This is a genomic window from Yoonia vestfoldensis SKA53, assembly GCF_000152785.1.
GTDB classification, from domain to species: Bacteria; Pseudomonadota; Alphaproteobacteria; order Rhodobacterales; family Rhodobacteraceae; genus Yoonia; species Yoonia vestfoldensis_A.
This window is the reverse complement of sequence record NZ_CH672414.1, coordinates 2,710,396-2,728,406: the sequence shown is the minus strand read 5'-3', so window position 1 is coordinate 2,728,406 and position 18,011 is coordinate 2,710,396. Positions and strand designations below refer to the sequence as shown.

At 61.4% G+C, this 18,011-nt stretch carries 18 protein-coding genes; 16 read left to right on the top strand and 2 right to left on the bottom strand.

The window, feature by feature from the left end; all coding sequences use genetic code 11:
• Positions 1-6 precede the first annotated feature (6 nt).
• From SKA53_RS13260 to SKA53_RS13230, 7 genes are all read left to right on the top strand, one after another.
• Positions 7-831 carry an FHA domain-containing protein gene (locus SKA53_RS13260; protein ID WP_007206676.1) on the top strand — a complete coding sequence of 275 codons (825 nt, stop codon included), beginning with the start codon at positions 7-9 and terminating at the stop codon, positions 829-831.
• The gene (locus SKA53_RS13255) at positions 815-1,765 is read left to right on the top strand and encodes a PP2C family protein-serine/threonine phosphatase (RefSeq protein WP_007206675.1); all 951 of its coding nucleotides are present in this window, start codon (positions 815-817) and stop codon (positions 1,763-1,765) included. The genes SKA53_RS13260 and SKA53_RS13255 overlap by 17 nt, the downstream gene beginning before the upstream one ends.
• Positions 1,765-3,030: a hypothetical protein gene (locus tag SKA53_RS13250; protein WP_007206674.1), complete on the top strand. Its 1,266-nt coding sequence runs from the start codon at positions 1,765-1,767 to the stop codon at positions 3,028-3,030. The genes SKA53_RS13255 and SKA53_RS13250 overlap by 1 nt, the downstream gene beginning before the upstream one ends.
• A 159-nt stretch (positions 3,031-3,189) precedes the next feature.
• Positions 3,190-5,277 (top strand): dynamin family protein, encoded by a 2,088-nt coding sequence (locus tag SKA53_RS13245; RefSeq protein ID WP_007206673.1) that lies wholly within the window; start codon positions 3,190-3,192, stop codon positions 5,275-5,277.
• On the top strand, positions 5,274-6,113 hold the full coding sequence (locus SKA53_RS13240; protein ID WP_007206672.1) for a dynamin family protein: 840 nt from the start codon (positions 5,274-5,276) through the stop codon (positions 6,111-6,113). Before SKA53_RS13245 ends, SKA53_RS13240 begins: the two co-directional genes overlap by 4 nt.
• 100 nt (positions 6,114-6,213) lie before the next feature.
• Positions 6,214-6,552 (top strand): hypothetical protein, encoded by a 339-nt coding sequence (locus tag SKA53_RS13235; RefSeq protein ID WP_242601271.1) that lies wholly within the window; start codon positions 6,214-6,216, stop codon positions 6,550-6,552.
• A gap of 27 nt (positions 6,553-6,579) precedes the next feature.
• A complete protein-coding gene (locus SKA53_RS13230) occupies positions 6,580-7,359 on the top strand; it encodes a hypothetical protein (RefSeq protein ID WP_040482987.1) in 780 nt (259 codons plus the stop codon).
• Position 7,360: 1 nt separating this feature from the next.
• Here the strand turns inward: SKA53_RS13230 and SKA53_RS13225 are convergent, their stop codons facing one another.
• Together SKA53_RS13225 and SKA53_RS13220 are read right to left on the bottom strand one after the other, a co-directional pair.
• Positions 7,361-8,257: an NAD(P)-dependent oxidoreductase gene (locus tag SKA53_RS13225; RefSeq protein ID WP_007206669.1), complete on the bottom strand. Its 897-nt coding sequence runs from the start codon at positions 8,255-8,257 to the stop codon at positions 7,361-7,363.
• 10 nt (positions 8,258-8,267) lie between these two features.
• Positions 8,268-9,806, bottom strand: a complete 1,539-nt coding sequence (locus SKA53_RS13220; RefSeq protein WP_007206668.1) for a trimethylamine methyltransferase family protein — start codon at positions 9,804-9,806, stop codon at positions 8,268-8,270.
• 111 nt (positions 9,807-9,917) lie between these two features.
• On the opposite strand from SKA53_RS13220, the gene SKA53_RS13215 reads away from it, so the two are divergent.
• The 9 genes from SKA53_RS13215 to SKA53_RS13175 all read left to right on the top strand — a co-directional run bounded on the left by SKA53_RS13215 (position 9,918) and on the right by SKA53_RS13175 (position 17,948).
• The gene (locus SKA53_RS13215) at positions 9,918-10,820 is read left to right on the top strand and encodes a LysR family transcriptional regulator (protein WP_007206667.1); all 903 of its coding nucleotides are present in this window, start codon (positions 9,918-9,920) and stop codon (positions 10,818-10,820) included.
• Between the two features lie 67 nt (positions 10,821-10,887).
• Positions 10,888-12,120 carry a putative DNA modification/repair radical SAM protein gene (locus SKA53_RS13210; protein WP_110549036.1) on the top strand — a complete coding sequence of 411 codons (1,233 nt, stop codon included), beginning with the start codon at positions 10,888-10,890 and terminating at the stop codon, positions 12,118-12,120.
• A complete protein-coding gene (locus SKA53_RS13205) occupies positions 12,117-13,544 on the top strand; it encodes a UdgX family uracil-DNA binding protein (RefSeq protein ID WP_007206665.1) in 1,428 nt (475 codons plus the stop codon). The genes SKA53_RS13210 and SKA53_RS13205 overlap by 4 nt, the downstream gene beginning before the upstream one ends.
• Positions 13,545-13,570: 26 nt before the next feature.
• Entirely contained in the window at positions 13,571-14,917 is a 1,347-nt protein-coding gene (locus SKA53_RS13200) for an ABC1 kinase family protein (protein WP_040482986.1), read from the top strand.
• Positions 14,907-15,845 (top strand): NAD(P)/FAD-dependent oxidoreductase, encoded by a 939-nt coding sequence (locus tag SKA53_RS13195; RefSeq protein ID WP_007206663.1) that lies wholly within the window; start codon positions 14,907-14,909, stop codon positions 15,843-15,845. The genes SKA53_RS13200 and SKA53_RS13195 overlap by 11 nt, the downstream gene beginning before the upstream one ends.
• Positions 15,835-16,650: a methyltransferase family protein gene (locus SKA53_RS13190; protein WP_050752719.1), complete on the top strand. Its 816-nt coding sequence runs from the start codon at positions 15,835-15,837 to the stop codon at positions 16,648-16,650. The genes SKA53_RS13195 and SKA53_RS13190 overlap by 11 nt, the downstream gene beginning before the upstream one ends.
• Positions 16,640-17,344, top strand: a complete 705-nt coding sequence (ubiG, locus tag SKA53_RS13185; RefSeq protein WP_007206661.1) for a bifunctional 2-polyprenyl-6-hydroxyphenol methylase/3-demethylubiquinol 3-O-methyltransferase UbiG — start codon at positions 16,640-16,642, stop codon at positions 17,342-17,344. Before SKA53_RS13190 ends, ubiG begins: the two co-directional genes overlap by 11 nt.
• Entirely contained in the window at positions 17,341-17,733 is a 393-nt protein-coding gene (locus tag SKA53_RS13180) for a DUF4149 domain-containing protein (protein ID WP_007206660.1), read from the top strand. The genes ubiG and SKA53_RS13180 overlap by 4 nt, the downstream gene beginning before the upstream one ends.
• The gene (locus tag SKA53_RS13175; RefSeq protein WP_007206659.1) at positions 17,730-17,948 is read left to right on the top strand and encodes a DUF2805 domain-containing protein; all 219 of its coding nucleotides are present in this window, start codon (positions 17,730-17,732) and stop codon (positions 17,946-17,948) included. Before SKA53_RS13180 ends, SKA53_RS13175 begins: the two co-directional genes overlap by 4 nt.
• Positions 17,949-18,011 lie beyond the last annotated feature (63 nt).

Here is an 18,011-nt window from a genome sequence, read left to right as displayed (position 1 = left end):
TGAACCATGAAGTTTATTCGTGATCTTATTGGCAAAAAACAGGCACAGGCCGAGGCCGAGACTGCGGCAGAGACTGCGGCAGCCCCCGAAGAAAAGATCGAAGAACCCCAGCATGACCCCATCGATCCGCGCCTGCGCGGCGATGAATTGTCACCAGAAGTGAATGCCATGCTCACCAACGTCAACGCCAAGACGCGGCCCGCAGATGCGCCATCTGTGCAGGCACCTGCGGTCAACATCTGGGACATGGACAACGACGACGGATCAACCGCGCTGCCGGACACGGCCCCCATTTTGCCAAAACCGTCGCCTGCGCTGGCCTCGGCGGCGGCGGCCCGGTCGCCCGCACGGTCGCGCCGGACCAAGACACGGCTGATCGGGTTTGACAAATCCGATGGGTCTGTTGTCGATCTGTTCAACGATGCGCCAAAGGTTGTGGCAACCCAGCGCGCCAAGTTTCCAGTGGGCTGGATTGTTGTCGCCGCAGGCCCCGGGCGCGGCGAAAGCTTTGCGTTGATGGCGGGGATGAACCCAATAGGACGCGGCGACGACCAAGCCATCCAGCTTGATTTCGGGGATACTGCGATTTCGCGCAGCAACCATGCCGCCATCGTCTATGACACCGACGGCAAGGAATTCCTGCTCGGCCACGGCGGCAAGTCGAACATCGTGCGGCTGAACGACAAACCCGTGATCAGCAACGAAACGATCAAAACCGGTGATGTGATCCGCATCGGGGAAACCGTGCTGCGGTTTGTGGCGCTTTGCGACAGATCCTTCAACTGGGCGGATGGCGCAACCGAGGAGGGCGACGATGTGGCGATCGCCTGAACCGCGCTTTGACGTTGCTTCGGCGATCTGTCAGGGCGGCCGCGATTATCAGGAAGACGCCATCGTCACAGATTTCCCCTTTGGCGCAGACAGCGGTGTCGTGGTGCTAGCCGATGGCATGGGTGGTCATGCTGCCGGTGACGTCGCCAGCAAGATCGTCGTGACAGAGGTATTCAGCGAGCTGAAATTCCAAAGCGCGTATTTTTCCGATTTCGAAACCGAGATCCCGCAATACCTGACAGCAGCGGCGGTGAACGCCAATGATGTCATGCGCGACCATGTGACCCAGCACCCCGAAACACGCGGCATGGGTGCCACGCTGGTGTCGATTGTCATTGTCGAAGATCGCATGTTCTGGATGTCGATCGGGGATTCCCCGCTGTATCATTTCCGCAATGGCCAGTTGCGGCAGCTGAACGAAGATCATTCTTTGGCACCTCAGATTGATTTCATGGTGCAATCAGGTCTTCTTGATCCGGCGGTGGGCAAGAACCATCCAGATCGCAATTGCCTGACCTCGGTAATCCTTGGCGACCGCGTTGCCAAATCGGACTGCCCCAAGACGCCTTTCAGGCTGGATGTGGGTGATATCATTGTGGTGTCCAGCGACGGGCTGCAATATCTTGACGATGCACAGATCCAGCGCATCCTGCATAAATACCGCCGCAAGAAAGCGGCCGAAATTGCAGGCTATCTTTTGGAAGCCATCGAAGCACTGGCCGATCCCGATCAGGACAATTGCACCTTTTCGGTGATCAAGCTGAACCACAACAAGCCGGTGATCCGTGCCGTGCGCCCCAAGCCTGCGGGCCATGTGGATGCGCCCACGCCCACCACGACCCGCGTCGTGGACATAGCAGCAGGCATAGCCGCAGCGACGGCCGCCGTTGATGACACCACGCCACCCGCAAAATTCGCGGCCAGAGGCAGTTGATGTCTACGCAATCACCGTTCACCCGCGTGCAGCAAGACCTGACGCGGGCGATGGCATCGGGGCGTTTGCCCGCGCAGGTTCAGGCCCGCGCCGAAACGCTGCTGGCGCGGATCACGAAACCTGTCCGCCTTGGTCTTTTGGGCCAGCCGCAAACCGGCAAATCATTGTTGCTTAACCTGCTGGTCGGAACTGATGTGGTGCCGACCGACCTGCGCCTGCCAACGCTGGAACTGACCTATGGCGCAGCACCTTGCATCATCTGCACCTTAGCGGACGGGACCAAGACCACGGTCAACGGTGATGACCTGCGCCGGATCACGGCACTTGCCCCCGTCTTTGTCGAAATGCAATTGCCCCTGCCTGCGCTGGGAAAAATTTCGCTGCTCGAAGTCGTCGCGCCCGATGATGCCGCAGCACTGCAACGCGCCAGCCTATGGGCTGCCAAGCGGACCGATGTGGTTTTGTGGTGCAGCCAGTCGTTTGATGCGCATGACCAGCGGGTCTGGGCGCAGATGCCCGACCTGATCAAGGATCACGGGTTTCTGATGATCACCAAGGCCGACATTTTACGTGCGAACGGGCAGCTTGACGGCGTACTGGCGCGGGCGAACGCTTTGGCGCGCGACGATTTCAACCAGATCCTTGCCATCGCAACACAGGACGCCATCGCCGCGCGCAGGGCTGACGGGTCAGTCGACAAGGACAAGATGCGCGCCAGTGGCGGGTTGGCCCTGATCACCGCCGTCCTGAAACAGGTCGCATCTGGCAAGCAATCAGCCGTGGACGCCGCCGACATGCTGCTGGCCCAGCACCCCGAAGCAGCCGCAGCACGCGCGCCTGCGCCAGTGATCGCACCACAAGCGGCGCCCGCACGGCACGATTTGGGCAAAGCGCGACCGCCAAAACAGGCCGCCACCCGGCCTGCCCCACCCCCGACTTCGGCAGGCATAGCCGCCTATCAGACTGCGCACGACCATATCGCTCAACAAGGTGTGGCGCTGTTGCAGCTGGCACAATCAGGCGACCGGGATATGCACGCCAAGGTTATGGCGCAGACCGTTGAACAATTGCTATGGTTGTGCAATTACTTATCCTGCAACGACAGCGATAGTGACCCGTTGCTGCAGAATCTGCGTGCAACCGTTCTTGATGCGGCGGACCTTGCGCAGCTTATGCAGATGGAACGGCGCGACAGTGCCGTGATCGAAGCCGTCAGCCTGTTGTTGCAGGTAAAGCGCGAGCTGCAGGATCATCTTGCAGCTTGAGCGGTACAAGATGTTGAATGACCGGCGCCGGTGCCGTCATAGTTAAGCGGTGTGATTTTGTTTCCATAACAGTAATAAAACACGCTTTGCCGCGTGATTTTGGGCTGGGGCGCACTCCCGCAAAAGGTGCAAGAACCGCGTTACCAAGGACGGAACCGAATGAAGATGGAAGAGCTGGCAAAAGTGGGCGGCTACAAAGTCCCGGCAGCACATCACCCATTCATGCGTTTGGGTCTGGAAAAGCTGGACCTGTTTCATGCCGAAATCGCCGACCTGGAGGCGACATTGCAAGATGTCGTCAAACTGGGTGGTCAGGATAGTGAAAAGAAATCTGCAAAGCTGATCAAACAATTGCGCTCATTCGAGCCCAGCATCACGATGATCGGCCAGATCAAAGCCGGCAAGACATCGCTGGTGAATGCGATGGTCGGCCGCCCTGATCTGCTGCCTGCGGACGTGAACCCCTGGACATCTGTGGTCACGTCGCTGCACCTGAACGCGGCTTTGCCCGCGGATGCGCCGACCGCGACCTTCCAGTTTTTCAACAAGGACGAATGGGATCATCTGATCGAGAATGGCGGACGCATCGGCGAATTATCCGCGCGGGCCGGTGCCGACGAAGAGATGGAGAAAATCCGCCTGCAAATCGCCGAAATGCGCGACAAGACCAAGCGCCGCCTTGGTCGCAAATTCGAACTTTTGTTGGGTCAAAAACATAATTACGCCGAACTGAATGACGACTTGGTGCAGCGTTATGTCTGTATGGGCGATGACTTTGACGATCTTGACGCATCAGGCCAACAGGGTCGTTTTGCCGATATCACCAAATCTGCCGACATTTATCTGACCGCCGCAACAATCCCGATGCCGCTATGCCTGCGCGATACGCCGGGCGTGAACGACACCTTCATGATGCGCGAACAGATCACCATCAACGCATTGCGCGACAGCCGCATCTGCGTGGTCGTGCTATCGGCGCATCAGGCGCTGAGTTCCATGGACATGGGGCTGATCCGTCTGATTTCGAACGTCAAATCCCGAGAGGTCGTGATTTTCGTCAACCGGATCGACGAGTTGGCCAATCCCGCCGAACAGGTCCCCGAAATCCGCGACAGCATTTTGCAGACGCTGATCGACAATAACGGCCCCGAAACGCCTGAGTTGATTTTTGGCAGCGCCTATTGGGCAAATATCGCATTGGGGGATAATCTGGACGCCATCGTCGCGGATAGCGCCGAAGCAATGTTCAACTGGGCCGAAGCCTCGCTCAGCGCGCAGACGGCGGACATGGGGACCAAGGAACTGGTCTGGCATCTGTCAGGTTTGCCCGCATTGTTCGGCGCGATATCTGACCGCATCACCGACGGACCGGGTGCAGAAATCCTGACCGCGGCGCGCAAACGGGCGCTGAATCTTATTGGCGGCGTGCGGGCGTCATCGTCCATCGTGTCGATGCGTCTGGAGGGTGACACGGTCACAGTGATGCCGCATAACCAGCTGGTCCAGCGCCTGGACAGGATCGCTCAGACGCAGATCAACCAGCTCAATGACCGCCTGGACAGCGTGTTCCAGCAGTTTGGATCGCGGGTCGACCAATCGCATCGACGGTTTTTGGACCGTGCGCTTGAATCCTTGCTACAACATCTTGAAAGCAGGGGCGAAGACGAGGTCTGGCAATATAGCCCCGATGGGCTGCGGATATTGCTGCGCACCAGCTATCAGGTGATGCGGCGCAACGCGACAATGGCCTGTGACCAAGTGTTTGCCGCAGCCTCTGATGATCTGTCGGAAACCTATCGCGCGGCGTTCGGGGTGGCTGTTGAAAACTTCAAGATCACGCCACCTGCCGCCCCCGACATTCCCGCCCCTGTCACGCTGGGTCAGACCATCGCGCTTGATCTGCAGACGTCGTGGTGGAAAGGCTGGTGGAAACGGCGCAAAGGCTATCGCGCCTTTGCCAGTGGATTCTATGACCTGATCGAGGCGGAAACCGCCCCCATTACCGCAGAACTCAAGGATCGCCAGACCATGGACATCCGCGCCATGGCCGAACGCGAATTGCGCGAATTTCTGGACGAACAGCGCGCCCTGCTGACCGACATCAGCGAAAAATCCAGCCTTCACCTTGATGATCTGAAGGATATTTTCGGGATCACCGCGCAGCAGGAACGCGCCGAAATATTCGACTATATCATCGACGAACTGACCGCGCAGACACATGCCGCGCCGCAAGGACCCGACCAATGACCGACGCACACCTGCCCCGCAAACCCCGGATCGCACTGATGGGTGAATTCAGCGCGGGCAAAAGCACCTTGTCCAACCTGCTGCTGGGGGCGCGCCCGCTGCCGGAAAAGGTAACGGCGACACGTCTTGCGCCGGTGTGGATGTCTTATGGCCACACGCCAGCTTACCGCGTACTGGTGGACGGCAGCACCGAACCGGTGTCGCTGGACCGGCTTGAATCGATTCCGGTCGCACAAACCCATGTGATCCGGCTGTTCATGGAATGCGATATTCTGGACCTTTGCGATCTGATCGATTTTCCGGGAATTTCCGACCCCAATATGTCGTCCGAAGTCTGGGAACGGATGCTGCCCGAGGTGGACGCCGTGATCTGGTGCACCCATGCAACCCAGGCTTGGCGTCAGTCAGAGGCGGCTGTCTGGGCAATGATGCCCGATGCCCTGCGTGATTTTTCCATCCTGCTGATCACCCGCTATGACAAGCTGATCAGCGATAAGGACCGTCGCCGCGTGTTGCAGCGGGTACGACTTGAAACGGACGGGCAGTTCGCGGCCAGTTTCCCGATCTCTTTGGTTCAGGCGTTGCAGGCGGGCGATGATTACGACAAATGGAACGCAAGCGGTGCAGGCCCTTTTGTCACCCATCTGATCGACATGATCGAAAACCTGACCAAGGTCGCGGCACGCACCGACCGGCCGCTTTACAATATCGCCAATGGCACCGCGATCCCAGACCCCGTGCGCGCAACGATCATGCCGCGCCGCGTGCAGCGGATGCACGACACACCGCAAATTCGCGCATCTGAAACGGACGATCAGGTCCGCGCATCTTCGTAAACGCCTCGCGGCGGGTCTTTCCCGTCTTCGGAAATCGCCCTAATCAGGGCCTTGGCAAAAGCAATGGACAGAACCAATGGTCGCCGAGGCGCTGGACAGATTGCACGACAGACATCCGGGCTGCGAAACGCTCGCCTTTGCGGATTTGTCGACGCAGATGGTCCTGATCACCAATGCCAAAACGACATTCCGCCGCGAAGGTCTGGATTCGCTGTGTGCCGAGGCCGCGCTGGCCTTTGGCACAGACCGCGAGCCTGCAATCGGCGACGGCGCTGCCAGGACAGTGTTTGTTGCAACGCGCGATCATCTGCGGATCTATCTGCGCTCTGCGCACGAACCCCATGATGTATTATGCTGCGTCTGCGCCCACGATACCGCCATCGACTTCTTTCTTCAGGATGCGCGCGCCTGTCTGGAAACGATCAGTCATGACGTATGATGTCCACCTGCAAGAGACCCCCCATCCGTGACTGACCACAGCCTGCTTGTCACCAGACTGATGGCTTTGGCCGCCAATGACAGCGTGTTCGTCGGTGGCGCGCGCGTCCTGTCGCGGGCCGGATTGCCTGCGCCCCTGACGGCGATCATCACGGAAATCGACGCTACCGTGCTAGCGCGGACGCTAGTATGCGACATCGACGGCGCTGTGCTGCGCATGGCTGTGGCGGGTCGCCGCCTCCGCGGGTTGATAGATATTGGCGGTGTCGCGCCAGCGGCCACGGCCCTGACAGGCCGCGTATTGGCGCAAGACGATATCGCCACGACAAAGACGCTTGGCGTGTTTTTGGCGGGCTTGTGCAAGGATGCACAGCAGGTCACCGTGCGCTCGCACCCCGCCGAACCGCTGGGCAACCCCTCCGAGGCGGGTATTCCCGCAGCCAGCCTTGCGGGTCTTTGGCAGGTGGTTGACCATGGCACCGGACAATCACGGATGGCGCAGTTTCTGGCGGGCAATAGCCCGATGATTACCGCTTTCATCCACGCAACCGCCGGGGTGACCACCGGCACGCAGGGCGATACCACCAAGCTGGACCCGATCTGGCGCGACCAGTTCATGGCGTTCCGCAAACGGCAACAGGCGATCTTTGCGCATCAGGACGGCCCGCTTTTGGTTTGTCTGGATGGTGGGTTGGATGACGGGCGCGCCGTGGCCATCGCGATGACAGGCGACGAGGCCAGCGTGTTCGCCTATGAATCTGCCGCGATCAGCACCATCCTGACATCGTGGCACAGGATCACGCATTAGGTCACAGCCGCGCGGGAAACCCCGGCGCGCGCAGATCGGTCTGCAACAAATCTTCCAGCAGCTTTACGATCATCGGGGATTGCGCATCGCCGCCATAGGCCGCGCGCGCGGCGACATAGGTTTGTTCGGTCGCCCCTGCCAGATCCAGCGGCACGCCGAATTCGCGCCCGAAATCCAGTGCAAAGCCCAGATCTTTCAACGCCAGATCAATGTTGAACGCGATGTCATAGGACCCGTTCAGCACCAGCGCCCCTTCGGTTTCATGCACAAAGGACGTGCCTGACGACGCCTTGATCGCATGCCACGCCTGCCCAAGGTCAAGCCCGCCGCGTTTGGCCAGCATCAGCGCCTCGCCGCAGGCCTTGAGATGGATAAAGGCCAGCATATTGGTGATGACCTTGATGATCGACGCAGACCCAAGCGGCCCCATGTGGAACACCTGATTGCCGATGGCCTGCAGCGCCGGCAGGTGCAGATCGAACATATCCTTGTCACCCCCTGCCAGCATGGTGATCTGCCCTGCCGCCGCCAGATGCACGCCCCCGGTGACGGGCAGTTCCATCATCCGCACGCCTGCCGCCGCCGCCTGTTGCGCAAAGGCCAGCACATCGTCGCGGCCAAGCGTGGACATCTCGATCCAATGCGCGCCGGGTTTCATCATGGGCAGGATGCGCGCCAGCACCTGCGCTGTGACCGCAGGCGACGGCAGGCAGGTGATGACATGGTCAACCGATGCCGCCACCGCCTCTGGCGTGTCGGCCCAATGCGCACCGGCGGCGCAGACCGCATCGCCAGCAGACCGGTTCAGATCGGTGACGGTCAGCTCCATGCCCGCACGCAGCAGACTGGCCGCGCAATGCCCGCCCAGATTGCCCAGCCCGATATAGCCGTAATGCATCGCGCGCCCCTTATTCGAAATAAATGCGGTAATCCGCACGGATTGCGGCGTCGACATCCACGTCGATCTGCCGCCCCGCCTTGGCCAGAATGGTATTCTTGCGCGCAATCGCCTTGTCCAGCAGCATGGGCCGGTCCGCCTCGACCCATTCCTTGGGGCTCATCCGGTTGCCAAGCACGGGATAAATATACTCCGTCTGCATCAGTTGCAGCGTCTGGTCAGACCCAAGGTAATGGCCCGCGCCATCAAGGCAGACGGCCTTCATCGCCTCGATCGAGGTGCTGTCCTCGGTCACGTCGATCCCGCGCACGCAGCGCATGACCTGCCCCAGAATATCATCGCCCAATACCAGCGATTCCAGACAGAACCCGAGCAGGGAGGCATGCATCCCCACGGCCTCGTAAACCATGTTCAGCCCCGACAGGCCCGCCAACACATTGGTGATCCCCTGTTCCCAACCCGCCTGCATGTCGGGCAATTTGCTGTCGGAAATCCCCGCTGCGGCCCCCCCGGGCAGGCCATAGAAATGATGCATTTGCGCGCAGCCCGCCGTCAGCAGCGCCTGTTCGGCTGATCCGCCCGACATTGCCCCCGTGCGCAGGTCCGACACAAACGGCCATGTGCCGAAAATCGCCGGATGCCCCGGTGCCATGGCATTGACATAGACAACACCCGCCAGACATTCCGCCACCGCCTGCACGATGGCCAGCGCGATAGGTGCCGGTGCCGTCGCCCCCGCCTGCCCTGCCGATAGCAACAGCACGGGCATGCCGCCGCGAATGCAGCTTTCCATCGCCATGCAGCTTTCCTCGGCGAATTTCATCGGCGGGACGACAAAGCAATTGGAATTGGAAATGAATGGCCGCGCGCGCCATGCCGCCTCGCCCCCAGCGATGCGGTGGATCATGTCAAAACCGGGGGCCACATGAGATGGGTCGCTGAAGGACGTGCCGACATGTTTGGTGGTGCCCGAACAGCAGGCATAGATCGTGTTCAGATCCATCTCGAGGTTATCAAGAACATCGCGGCAGACCATCGCCCGCTGAAAGAAATGCACATTCTCAAGGTTGTGGGTGATCCGTGCGGCATCGAACAGGTCTTGCGCCGTGCTGTCACGGTAGGTGTTGGTCGCAAGGTCCACGATATGCACCGCCGCCCCCGCCGTGCCGAAATGCACGTTCGTGCCGGACAGGTGCAGGTCGTATTTCGGGTCGCGCCCGAACAGGGTGATGTCGCGCGCGGCCTTGGCCAGCATATCCTCGACCAAGGCACGCGGAAACCGCAGTCGCCCGTCATCACCAAGGATTGCACCGGCGCGGGTCATGATCTCGATCCCCGATTGCGGGGCTTGGGACAGGCCGATCTGTTCCAGCGCATCAAGGGCTGCGTGATGGATGCGCAGCACCTCGGCATCGGTCAGAACCTTGAGCCGGCCACCCGGCATACCCGCACGCACCGGGCGCTTGTCCTCGGCCAAGGGTGCGCTGCGCAAGGCGACCCGCGCGGCGCGGCCACCGCTGCGGGATTTCAGTTGGATCGTGTCAGACATGGGAAACTCCACAACGGATATGCCGCGATCCTGCGCGCAAACCACGAATCTGGCAATCAGGCATTTCGGTTGTTATTGATCGGGATCACCGATTAGGGCAGAGTAATTTCCATGCAGATAGAATTGATCGAAGCCTTCCTTGATCTGTGCGAAACCCGCAGCTTCAACCAGACAGCCGAGCGGTTGGGCGTGACGCAATCCACGATCTCTGGCCGGATCAAGGCGCTGGAAAAGGCGATAGGCCGGCCGCTGTTCACCCGTTCACGCGCAGGCACCGCGCTGACCACCGAAGGTCTGCGGTTCGAACCCCATGCCCGCAGCCTGCGGCACAGCTGGATCACCGCGCTGAATGCCACGCGCGACAGCGGGATCGCGGGGGTGACGATGCGGATCGGGTTGCAGCACGACCTTGTCGGCATGGCGATCAGCGCGCTGATCGGGCAATTCCGCGCCGCTTTGCCCGATACGGTGTTTTTCTTCGAGGCCGATTATTCCGCGCAAATGTGCGCCGATCTGGTGACGGGCGCACAGGATGTGGCGGTGCTTTACACCCCGAAAATCCACCCCGATCTGTATTTCCAGACCTTGGGAGAGGTGCCTTACCTGATGGTTTCCACCCATGCCACCCGCCTGACCGAGGTGCGCGCCGACAGCTATATCCTTGCAAATTATGCCCCCGCCTTTGCACAAAGCCATGCGGCCCTGCTGCCCGACCTGACCAATGTATCGCTATCCATCGGGCAGAATGCGGCGATGGTTGATTTGGTCACATCACTCGAAGGCAGCGCCTATGTGCTGGCGCCCTCTGCCCAAGCGCTGATCGCCGCAGGCCAATGCCATCTGGTCACGGATGCGCCGGTCATCACCCAGCCGGTTTTTGCCGGTGTCACCCTGCGCAACCGGCACCGTGCAGCCTATCGGCGGATGGTGCGGATAGTGGACGGCCATTTCGGATCATCAGCGCCAACGACCGCAGGCCGGTCGTTGCGGATGACGCGCGGCAGCGCGCACTGACTGCGGCAGATCGCCCATGCAACGCGCGACGCATTGACGAACAAAAGAAGAACATTAATAAAGGGTCATGGTAAAAATGACCCTGCAAGACAAGCTCGCGATTCTGTCGGATGCCGCGAAATATGACGCCTCCTGTGCCTCGTCTGGGGGTGAAAGGCGGGATTCGCGCAAGGGTGGGCTGGGGTCATCGGGCGGGGCAGGCATTTGCCATGCCTATACGCCGGACGGGCGCTGCATATCGCTGCTCAAAATCCTGATGACGAATTTTTGCATTTTCGACTGCGCCTATTGCATCAACCGCGTGTCCTCGAACGTGGAACGGGCAAGGTTTTCTGTCGAAGAGGTCGTGACCCTGACGTTGGAATTCTATCGGCGCAATTACATCGAAGGGCTGTTTTTATCCTCGGGCATCATCAAATCGCCAGACCAGACCATGGGTGATATGGCGCGGATCGCGAAAAGCCTGCGGGTGGATCATGGCTTTCGCGGCTATATCCATCTGAAAACCATCCCCGATGCAGCGCCGGAACTGATCAAGGAGGCGGGGCTCTACGCGGATCGTCTGTCGATCAACGTGGAACTGCCGCAGGATGCATCCTTGCGTAAATTCGCCCCCGAAAAGCGCCCCGAAACCATACGCGCCAGCATGGCGCAGGTGCGGCTGGAAGGCGAGGCCGCCAAGGACAAATCCCACACCGGCAAACGCCCGCCGCGTTTTGCGCCCGCAGGCCAAAGCACGCAGATGATCGTCGGCGCGGATGGCACCGATGACGTGACGATCCTGAACAGCGCGACGCGGCTTTATTCCGGCTATAAACTGCGGCGGGTCTATTATTCCGCCTTCTCCCCGATCCCCGATGCGTCTGTCATGCTGCCGCTGGTGCAGCCGCCTTTGGTGCGCGAACATCGGCTGTATCAGGCAGATTGGCTGCTGCGGTTCTACGGTTTCACCGCACAGGAGATTGCGACAGGCACCAACGCCGGCCATCTTGATCTGGAACTGGACCCCAAACTGGCTTGGGCGCTTCAGCACCGCGCGCAGTTTCCGGTCGATGTGAACCGCGCCAGCCGCGATATGCTGCTGCGTGTGCCGGGTTTCGGCACGCGGATCGTGGACCGGATCATCGCGGCACGGCGCAATGGCGCCTTGCGCTACGAAGATCTGGTGCGCATGGGTGCGCTGATGAAAAAGGCCAAGGCGTTCGTCACCATGCCCGGCTGGACGCCTGCTGCAATGACCGACAGCGTGGATTTGCGCGCGCGGTTTGCGCCACCGCCCCAACAATTGCAGCTGATTTGACCTATGCGGTCACACTGCCTGATCTTGGCCCGCTGGACGCATGGCGCAATGCGGCACGGATCGCCATTTCGCACCGGATCGCGCCCGATCTGATCGACTGGTCGGGGGGTGGCGGATTGTTTGCAGCTAGCCCCCTGCCCGACCAGCAAGGGCCGCATCAGGCCAAGGTGCCTGCCGCATTCTTCGACATGGCGAAATCAGCGATCTGGCACAAATCGCCCGACCGTGCGGCGTTGCTTTATCAGGCGTTGTGGCGGATCGACCGGCGCGATGGCGATCCTTTGTCGTCCGCCGATCCGCTCGGGCGGCGGTTACAACTGTTGGCCAAAAACGTGCGCCGCGACATTCACAAGATGCATGCTTTCGTGCGGTTTCGCGAATTGCCCGGCGACAGCGCCCGCCGCCGTTTCGCGGCGTGGTTCGAACCTGAACACCATACCTTGGAACCCGGTGTGCCGTTCTTTGCCAAACGGTTTGCCGATATGGACTGGATGATCGCCACGCCGGACCTGACCGCGCATTTCGAAGGCGGCAAGTTACGGTTTGGCCCTGCCGCCGCCCGCCCCGATCTACCCGATGATGCGTCCGAATCCCTTTGGGCCACTTATTTCGCCAATATCTTTAACCCCGCACGGATCAAGCTGGATGCGATGCGATCCGAGATGCCCAAGAAATACTGGAAAAACCTGCCCGAAACCGCGCTGATCCCCGCGATGCTGAAAGACGCCGAAGCCCGCGTGCAGCGGATGCGCGCGGCTGGCAGCACCCCTGCGCGCCCCGGTGCGGCGGCGGTTTCCACCCGCTACCGTGCCGCGATGCCGCAGGCGGTGAATTTACCCGATAGCTTGGATCAGGCGCGCGAGGCCGCCCTGCAATGCCGCCGCTGCACTCTTTGCGAAAAGGCGACGCAGACGGTCTGGGGGACAGGTGCGCAGGGTGCCGCGCTGATGATCGTGGGCGAACAACCAGGTGACCGCGAAGATTTGGAAGGCAAGCCCTTTGTCGGCCCTGCGGGGCAGATCTTGCAGCAGGCGATGGCTGCGGCGGGGGTTGATCCCGCTGCCACCTGGCTGACCAATGCCGTCAAGCATTTCAAATTTACCGCACGCGGAAAAAGGCGCATGCACCAATCGCCTGACCGCGCCGAAATCGACCATTGCCGCTGGTGGTTGGGGTTGGAACTGGGGTTTGTGCAACCGAAACTGACGGTCGCACTGGGTGCAACGGCGGCCTATGCGCTGACGGGCAATGCCGCCCCGATGGCTGACCGGCAGGGCAGGATCGAACAGGGCCTGCACAACGGCCCGGTGCTGGTGACATGGCATCCATCCTATATCCTGCGCCTGACAGACGCAGCGGCACAGGCCACAGCACGCGCCGATCTGACAGCCGCCCTTTACGAAGCGGCGCGCCGCGCCACTTAGCACGTGATGCAGACCAAAGGTGCCAAGTGACCCGACCAGATGACAGATTACGCGGCACGCCCGTCCCGACAGGCCGCGCGAACCGCCTTTTGCGTATGGGCGGGATCGCTGCGGGGATCGCGGGCGGTGTCGCATCAGGCGGTTTGCGGCGTCTGGCCAGCGGGCAGCGCCCCGGCATGGCCGATCTGTTGCTGACGCCCGCCAATGCGCTGCGGCTGACAGATGGGCTGTCACAGATGCGCGGTGCCGCGCTGAAGATGGGGCAGATGCTGTCGATGGACACGGGTGTCGTGTTGTCACCCGAGCTGACCGCGATCTTGGCGCGGTTGCGCGATGATGCCCGCCACATGCCACCCAAGCAGCTCCAAGGCGCACTGAACACGCAATGGGGAGAAGGCTGGCGCAAGCGTTTTGCCGCCTTCGACGTGCGCCCCTTTGCCGCCGCCTCCATCGGGCAGGTGCATCGCGCCACGACGCATGATGGCCGCGATCTGGCGATCAAGGTGCAATATCCGGGCGTGCGCGCCAGTATCGACAGCGATCTGGACAATATCGCAGGGCTGATGCGCCTGCCCGGCCTGTTGCCGCGCGGCATGGATATCGCCCCGCTGCTGGCCGCCGCGAAACAGCAATTGCACGAAGAGGCCGATTACAGCGCCGAAGCCGCGCATTTGCGCCGTTTTGGCGACCTGTTGGCCGGGTCGGAGGCTTTCATGGTCCCACAGGTGCAGGCGGATTTCAGCACCGATGCGGTGCTGGCGATGACCTATATCACGGCCGATCCCATCGATGTGCTGGTGGATGCGCCGCAGGATATCCGCGACCGCGCCGCACGCGATCTGATCAATCTGGTGTTGCGCGAACTCTTCACCTTTGGCGCGATGCAGACCGACCCCAACCTTGCCAATTACCGCGTGGACCGCGAAACGGGCCGGATCGTCCTGCTGGATTTCGGGGCGGTGCGCGGGATCAATCCTGCGCAACAGGCCACGTTCCGCAACCTGATGAACGCGGGGCTGGATGATGACAGCGAGGCGATCAGGCAGGCGATGCTGGATATCGGCTATTTCGGCACGGCCACGCCGCCGCAGCATCAGGACCTCATCAAAGCGATGTTCGACACCGCGATGGTGCCTTTGCGGCAGGATGCGCCGTTCGATTTCGGCACAACGGATCTGTTGGAACGGTTGCGCGACATGGGGATGGTGATCGGCAATGACCGCGACTTGATGCATGTCCCCCCTGCCGAGACTCTGTTTTTACATCGCAAGATCGGCGGCATGTATCTGCTGGCCACCAAATTACGCGCGCGGGTCAATCTGCGCGCCTTGCTCGACACCTACCGCACAGGACCCCAAAACGATGACATCTGACCCTGACAAATCCGCCGTGATCGTGATCGGCGCAGGCATCACCGGACTGACCGCCGCGCGCAGGCTGGCGGATGCTGGCCGCACCGTGCTGGTGCTGGACAAGGGCCGCGGCATCGGCGGGCGTGTGGCGACACGGCGTGCCGAGGGGCTGCATTTTGACCATGGCGCGCAATATGTCAGCGTGCGGGGCGCAGGTTTTGCCGCACTTTTGGGCGAACTGACGCTCAGCGGTCATGTCGGCACATGGCAGGACGGACATGTCGGCACCCCCGGCATGTCGGCGCTGGCCAAGGGGATCGGCGCAGGGCTGGACGTGCGGCAAGAGGCGCTGGTCACCGGCCTGTCGCATGATGGCGAAGGCTGGCAGGTGCGTTTGGGGGATGAGGTGCTGGCAGCGTCTCAAGTGATCTGCACAGTTCCCACACCGCAGGTGGCAGGGATCATCGGCGCGGATCATCCACTGGTCGCACGGCTGACGGATGTCGCCTATGCGCCAAACCTGACGCTGATGGCAGCGATCGACGGGCCTGCGCCCTTTGTTGTCGCGCGCGACCCTGACGCCGATCTGGCATGGATCGCGCAGGACAGCACGAAACCTGACCGCCCGCAGGGGCCGGTTGGGTGGGTTGCGCAAGCCAGCACGAGCTTTAGCGTAACCCATCTGGAACTGGACAAGGACGCCATCGCCGATCTGATGCTGCCCTTGCTGCTGGACCGTCTGGGGGCGACAGCGTTGCAGGTCCGTTATGCATCCGCGCATCGCTGGCGTTATGCGCAAATCACACAGGCTTTGGGCGCCCCTTTCCTGCGCAACGATACCGGCACGCTGTATCTGGGCGGCGACTGGTGCCTTGGCCCCAAGGTCGAAGACGCATGGACCAGCGGCACCGCCATCGCCGATGACCTGTTGGCGCAGCATGCTGGCTGATCCGCGCATCGCACGGCTGATCGCCTTGATCCGCGCGGCCTTGCACCCGCCTGCGGGGACGGGGCGGATCATGCTTGCGCTTTTGATGGGGGCTTTGTGCCATCTGCTGTTCGCCGCCGCCGTGCTGGCGATGATCGCGGCCATGTTCTTTGGGCTCAGCGCAAGTTTCGGCACCGTACCCTGGCCTTGGGCCGCACTGGCCAATGCGGCGCTGATCGCGCAATTCCCGCTGGCGCATTCGTTCTTTCTGACCCTGCGGGGTAGCACGTTTCTGACCCGCCTGATCCCCGGACCGCATGGCGCGACACTGGCCACGACCACATATGCGATCATCGCATCAGCACAATTGCTGGCGCTTTTCGCGCTTTGGACACCATCTGGGATCATCTGGTGGCGCGCCGATGGGGCGGCTTTCTGGGCGATCAGCGCCGCCTATGCCGCCAGCTGGCTGGTGCTGATGAAAGCCAGCTTTGATGCAGGTGCCGAGGTGCAATCGGGTGCCTTGGGCTGGATGTCGCTGATGGCGCGGATCAGGCCGGTGTTTCCCGACATGCCGACGCGGGGCCTGTTCGCGCTGATCCGCCAGCCGATCTATGTGGCTTTCGCACTGACGCTGTGGACCGTGCCGGTCTGGACGCCAGATCAACTGGTGCTGGCGGCCAGCTATACCGCCTATTGCCTGCTGGCCCCGCGGATGAAGGAACGGCGCTTCGCGCGCCGCTATGGCGCGGACTTTGCGCGCTACAAGGCGGATGTGCCCTATGCGCTACCGCGATTGAAAAAGGACAAACCCCATGCGCAATGATCTGACGATCTATGACACCTATGCCGACAAATGGTGGTCGGATGATATCCGCTGGGTGAGGACGCTGAAAAACCTTGTCCCCGGCCGGTTGAAACATTTCGACACCCTGATCGACTGGCAGGGCAAGGACGTGCTGGATCTGGGCTGTGCGGGTGGTTTCATGGCCGAGGCTTTGGCCAAACGCGGCGCGCAGGTCACCGGCATCGACCCCGCCAGTGATGCGATCACCGCCGCGCGCCAGCATGCGCAGACCGAAGGATTGCGCATCGCCTATGACGTGGGCGTGGGCGAGGCGCTGCCCTATGACGCCGCCGGTTTTGATGCGGTGGTCTGCGTCGATGTGCTGGAACACGTCACCGACCTGCAAAAAGTGATGTTTGAGGTCGCCCGCGTGCTGCGCCCCGGCGGGCTGTTTTTGTTCGACACGATCAATCGCAACCCATTGGCGCGACTGGCCACGATCACCGTGGCCGAGGATATCCTGCGCCTGCTGCCGCGCGGCACGCATGATCCGGCAATGTTCATCAAGCCCGCTGAATTGCGCACCGCGATGGGGACGGCAGGGCTGGTGCCTTCGCGGTTTACCGGATTGGGACCGCGCGGGGTGAACCGGCGGCTGGACCTGACCTTTGGGCCCTTGCCGCTGACGGCGATCCTTTACATGGGCCATGCCCACAAACCGGAGACGACATGACCCTGACCCTTGCGATCCTTGCCACCGCGCTGCTGTTCGGCGGCATGGTGCTCTATTCCTTCGGCTTTGCTGCCTTTGTATTTTCCGCCCTGCCCGGCCCTGTGGCAAGTGCCGCATTGCGGCAGGCGTTTCCGCATTTTTATCTGTTTGTCATCGGATCAGCGACGCTGGCTGCGTTATTTCTGGTCTGGCACGACCAAACCGGTGCCGCACTGCTGGCATTGATCGCTGTGACAACGGTGCCTGCGCGACAAATCCTGATGCCTGCGATCAACACAGCCACCGACACCGGCGCAAAGGGCCGCTTCAAGGCTCTGCACGGGTTCAGCGTGGCAGTGACGCTGGCGCATATCGTGCTGGCGGGCATCGTACTGGCGCGGTTCGCATGACCGGGACACCCGCCGATCTGGATCCCGCCACGATCAGCGAGATCATCGAAATGGCGCTGAGCGATCACACCAGTTTCGCCCAGATCCGCGATCTGCACGGTCTGTCGCCTGATCAGGTCAAGGCGCTGATGCGCAGCGAACTTGCGCCCGGCAGCTATCGTTCGTGGCGCAAGCGCGTGCGCCAATTCGGTGACAGGCGGGCGAATTACAAATAAACCGCCCAAGCAAGGCGCAAAACCGGGTTGATCGCGCCAGTCAGCCAAGTTTGCCCATGCGTT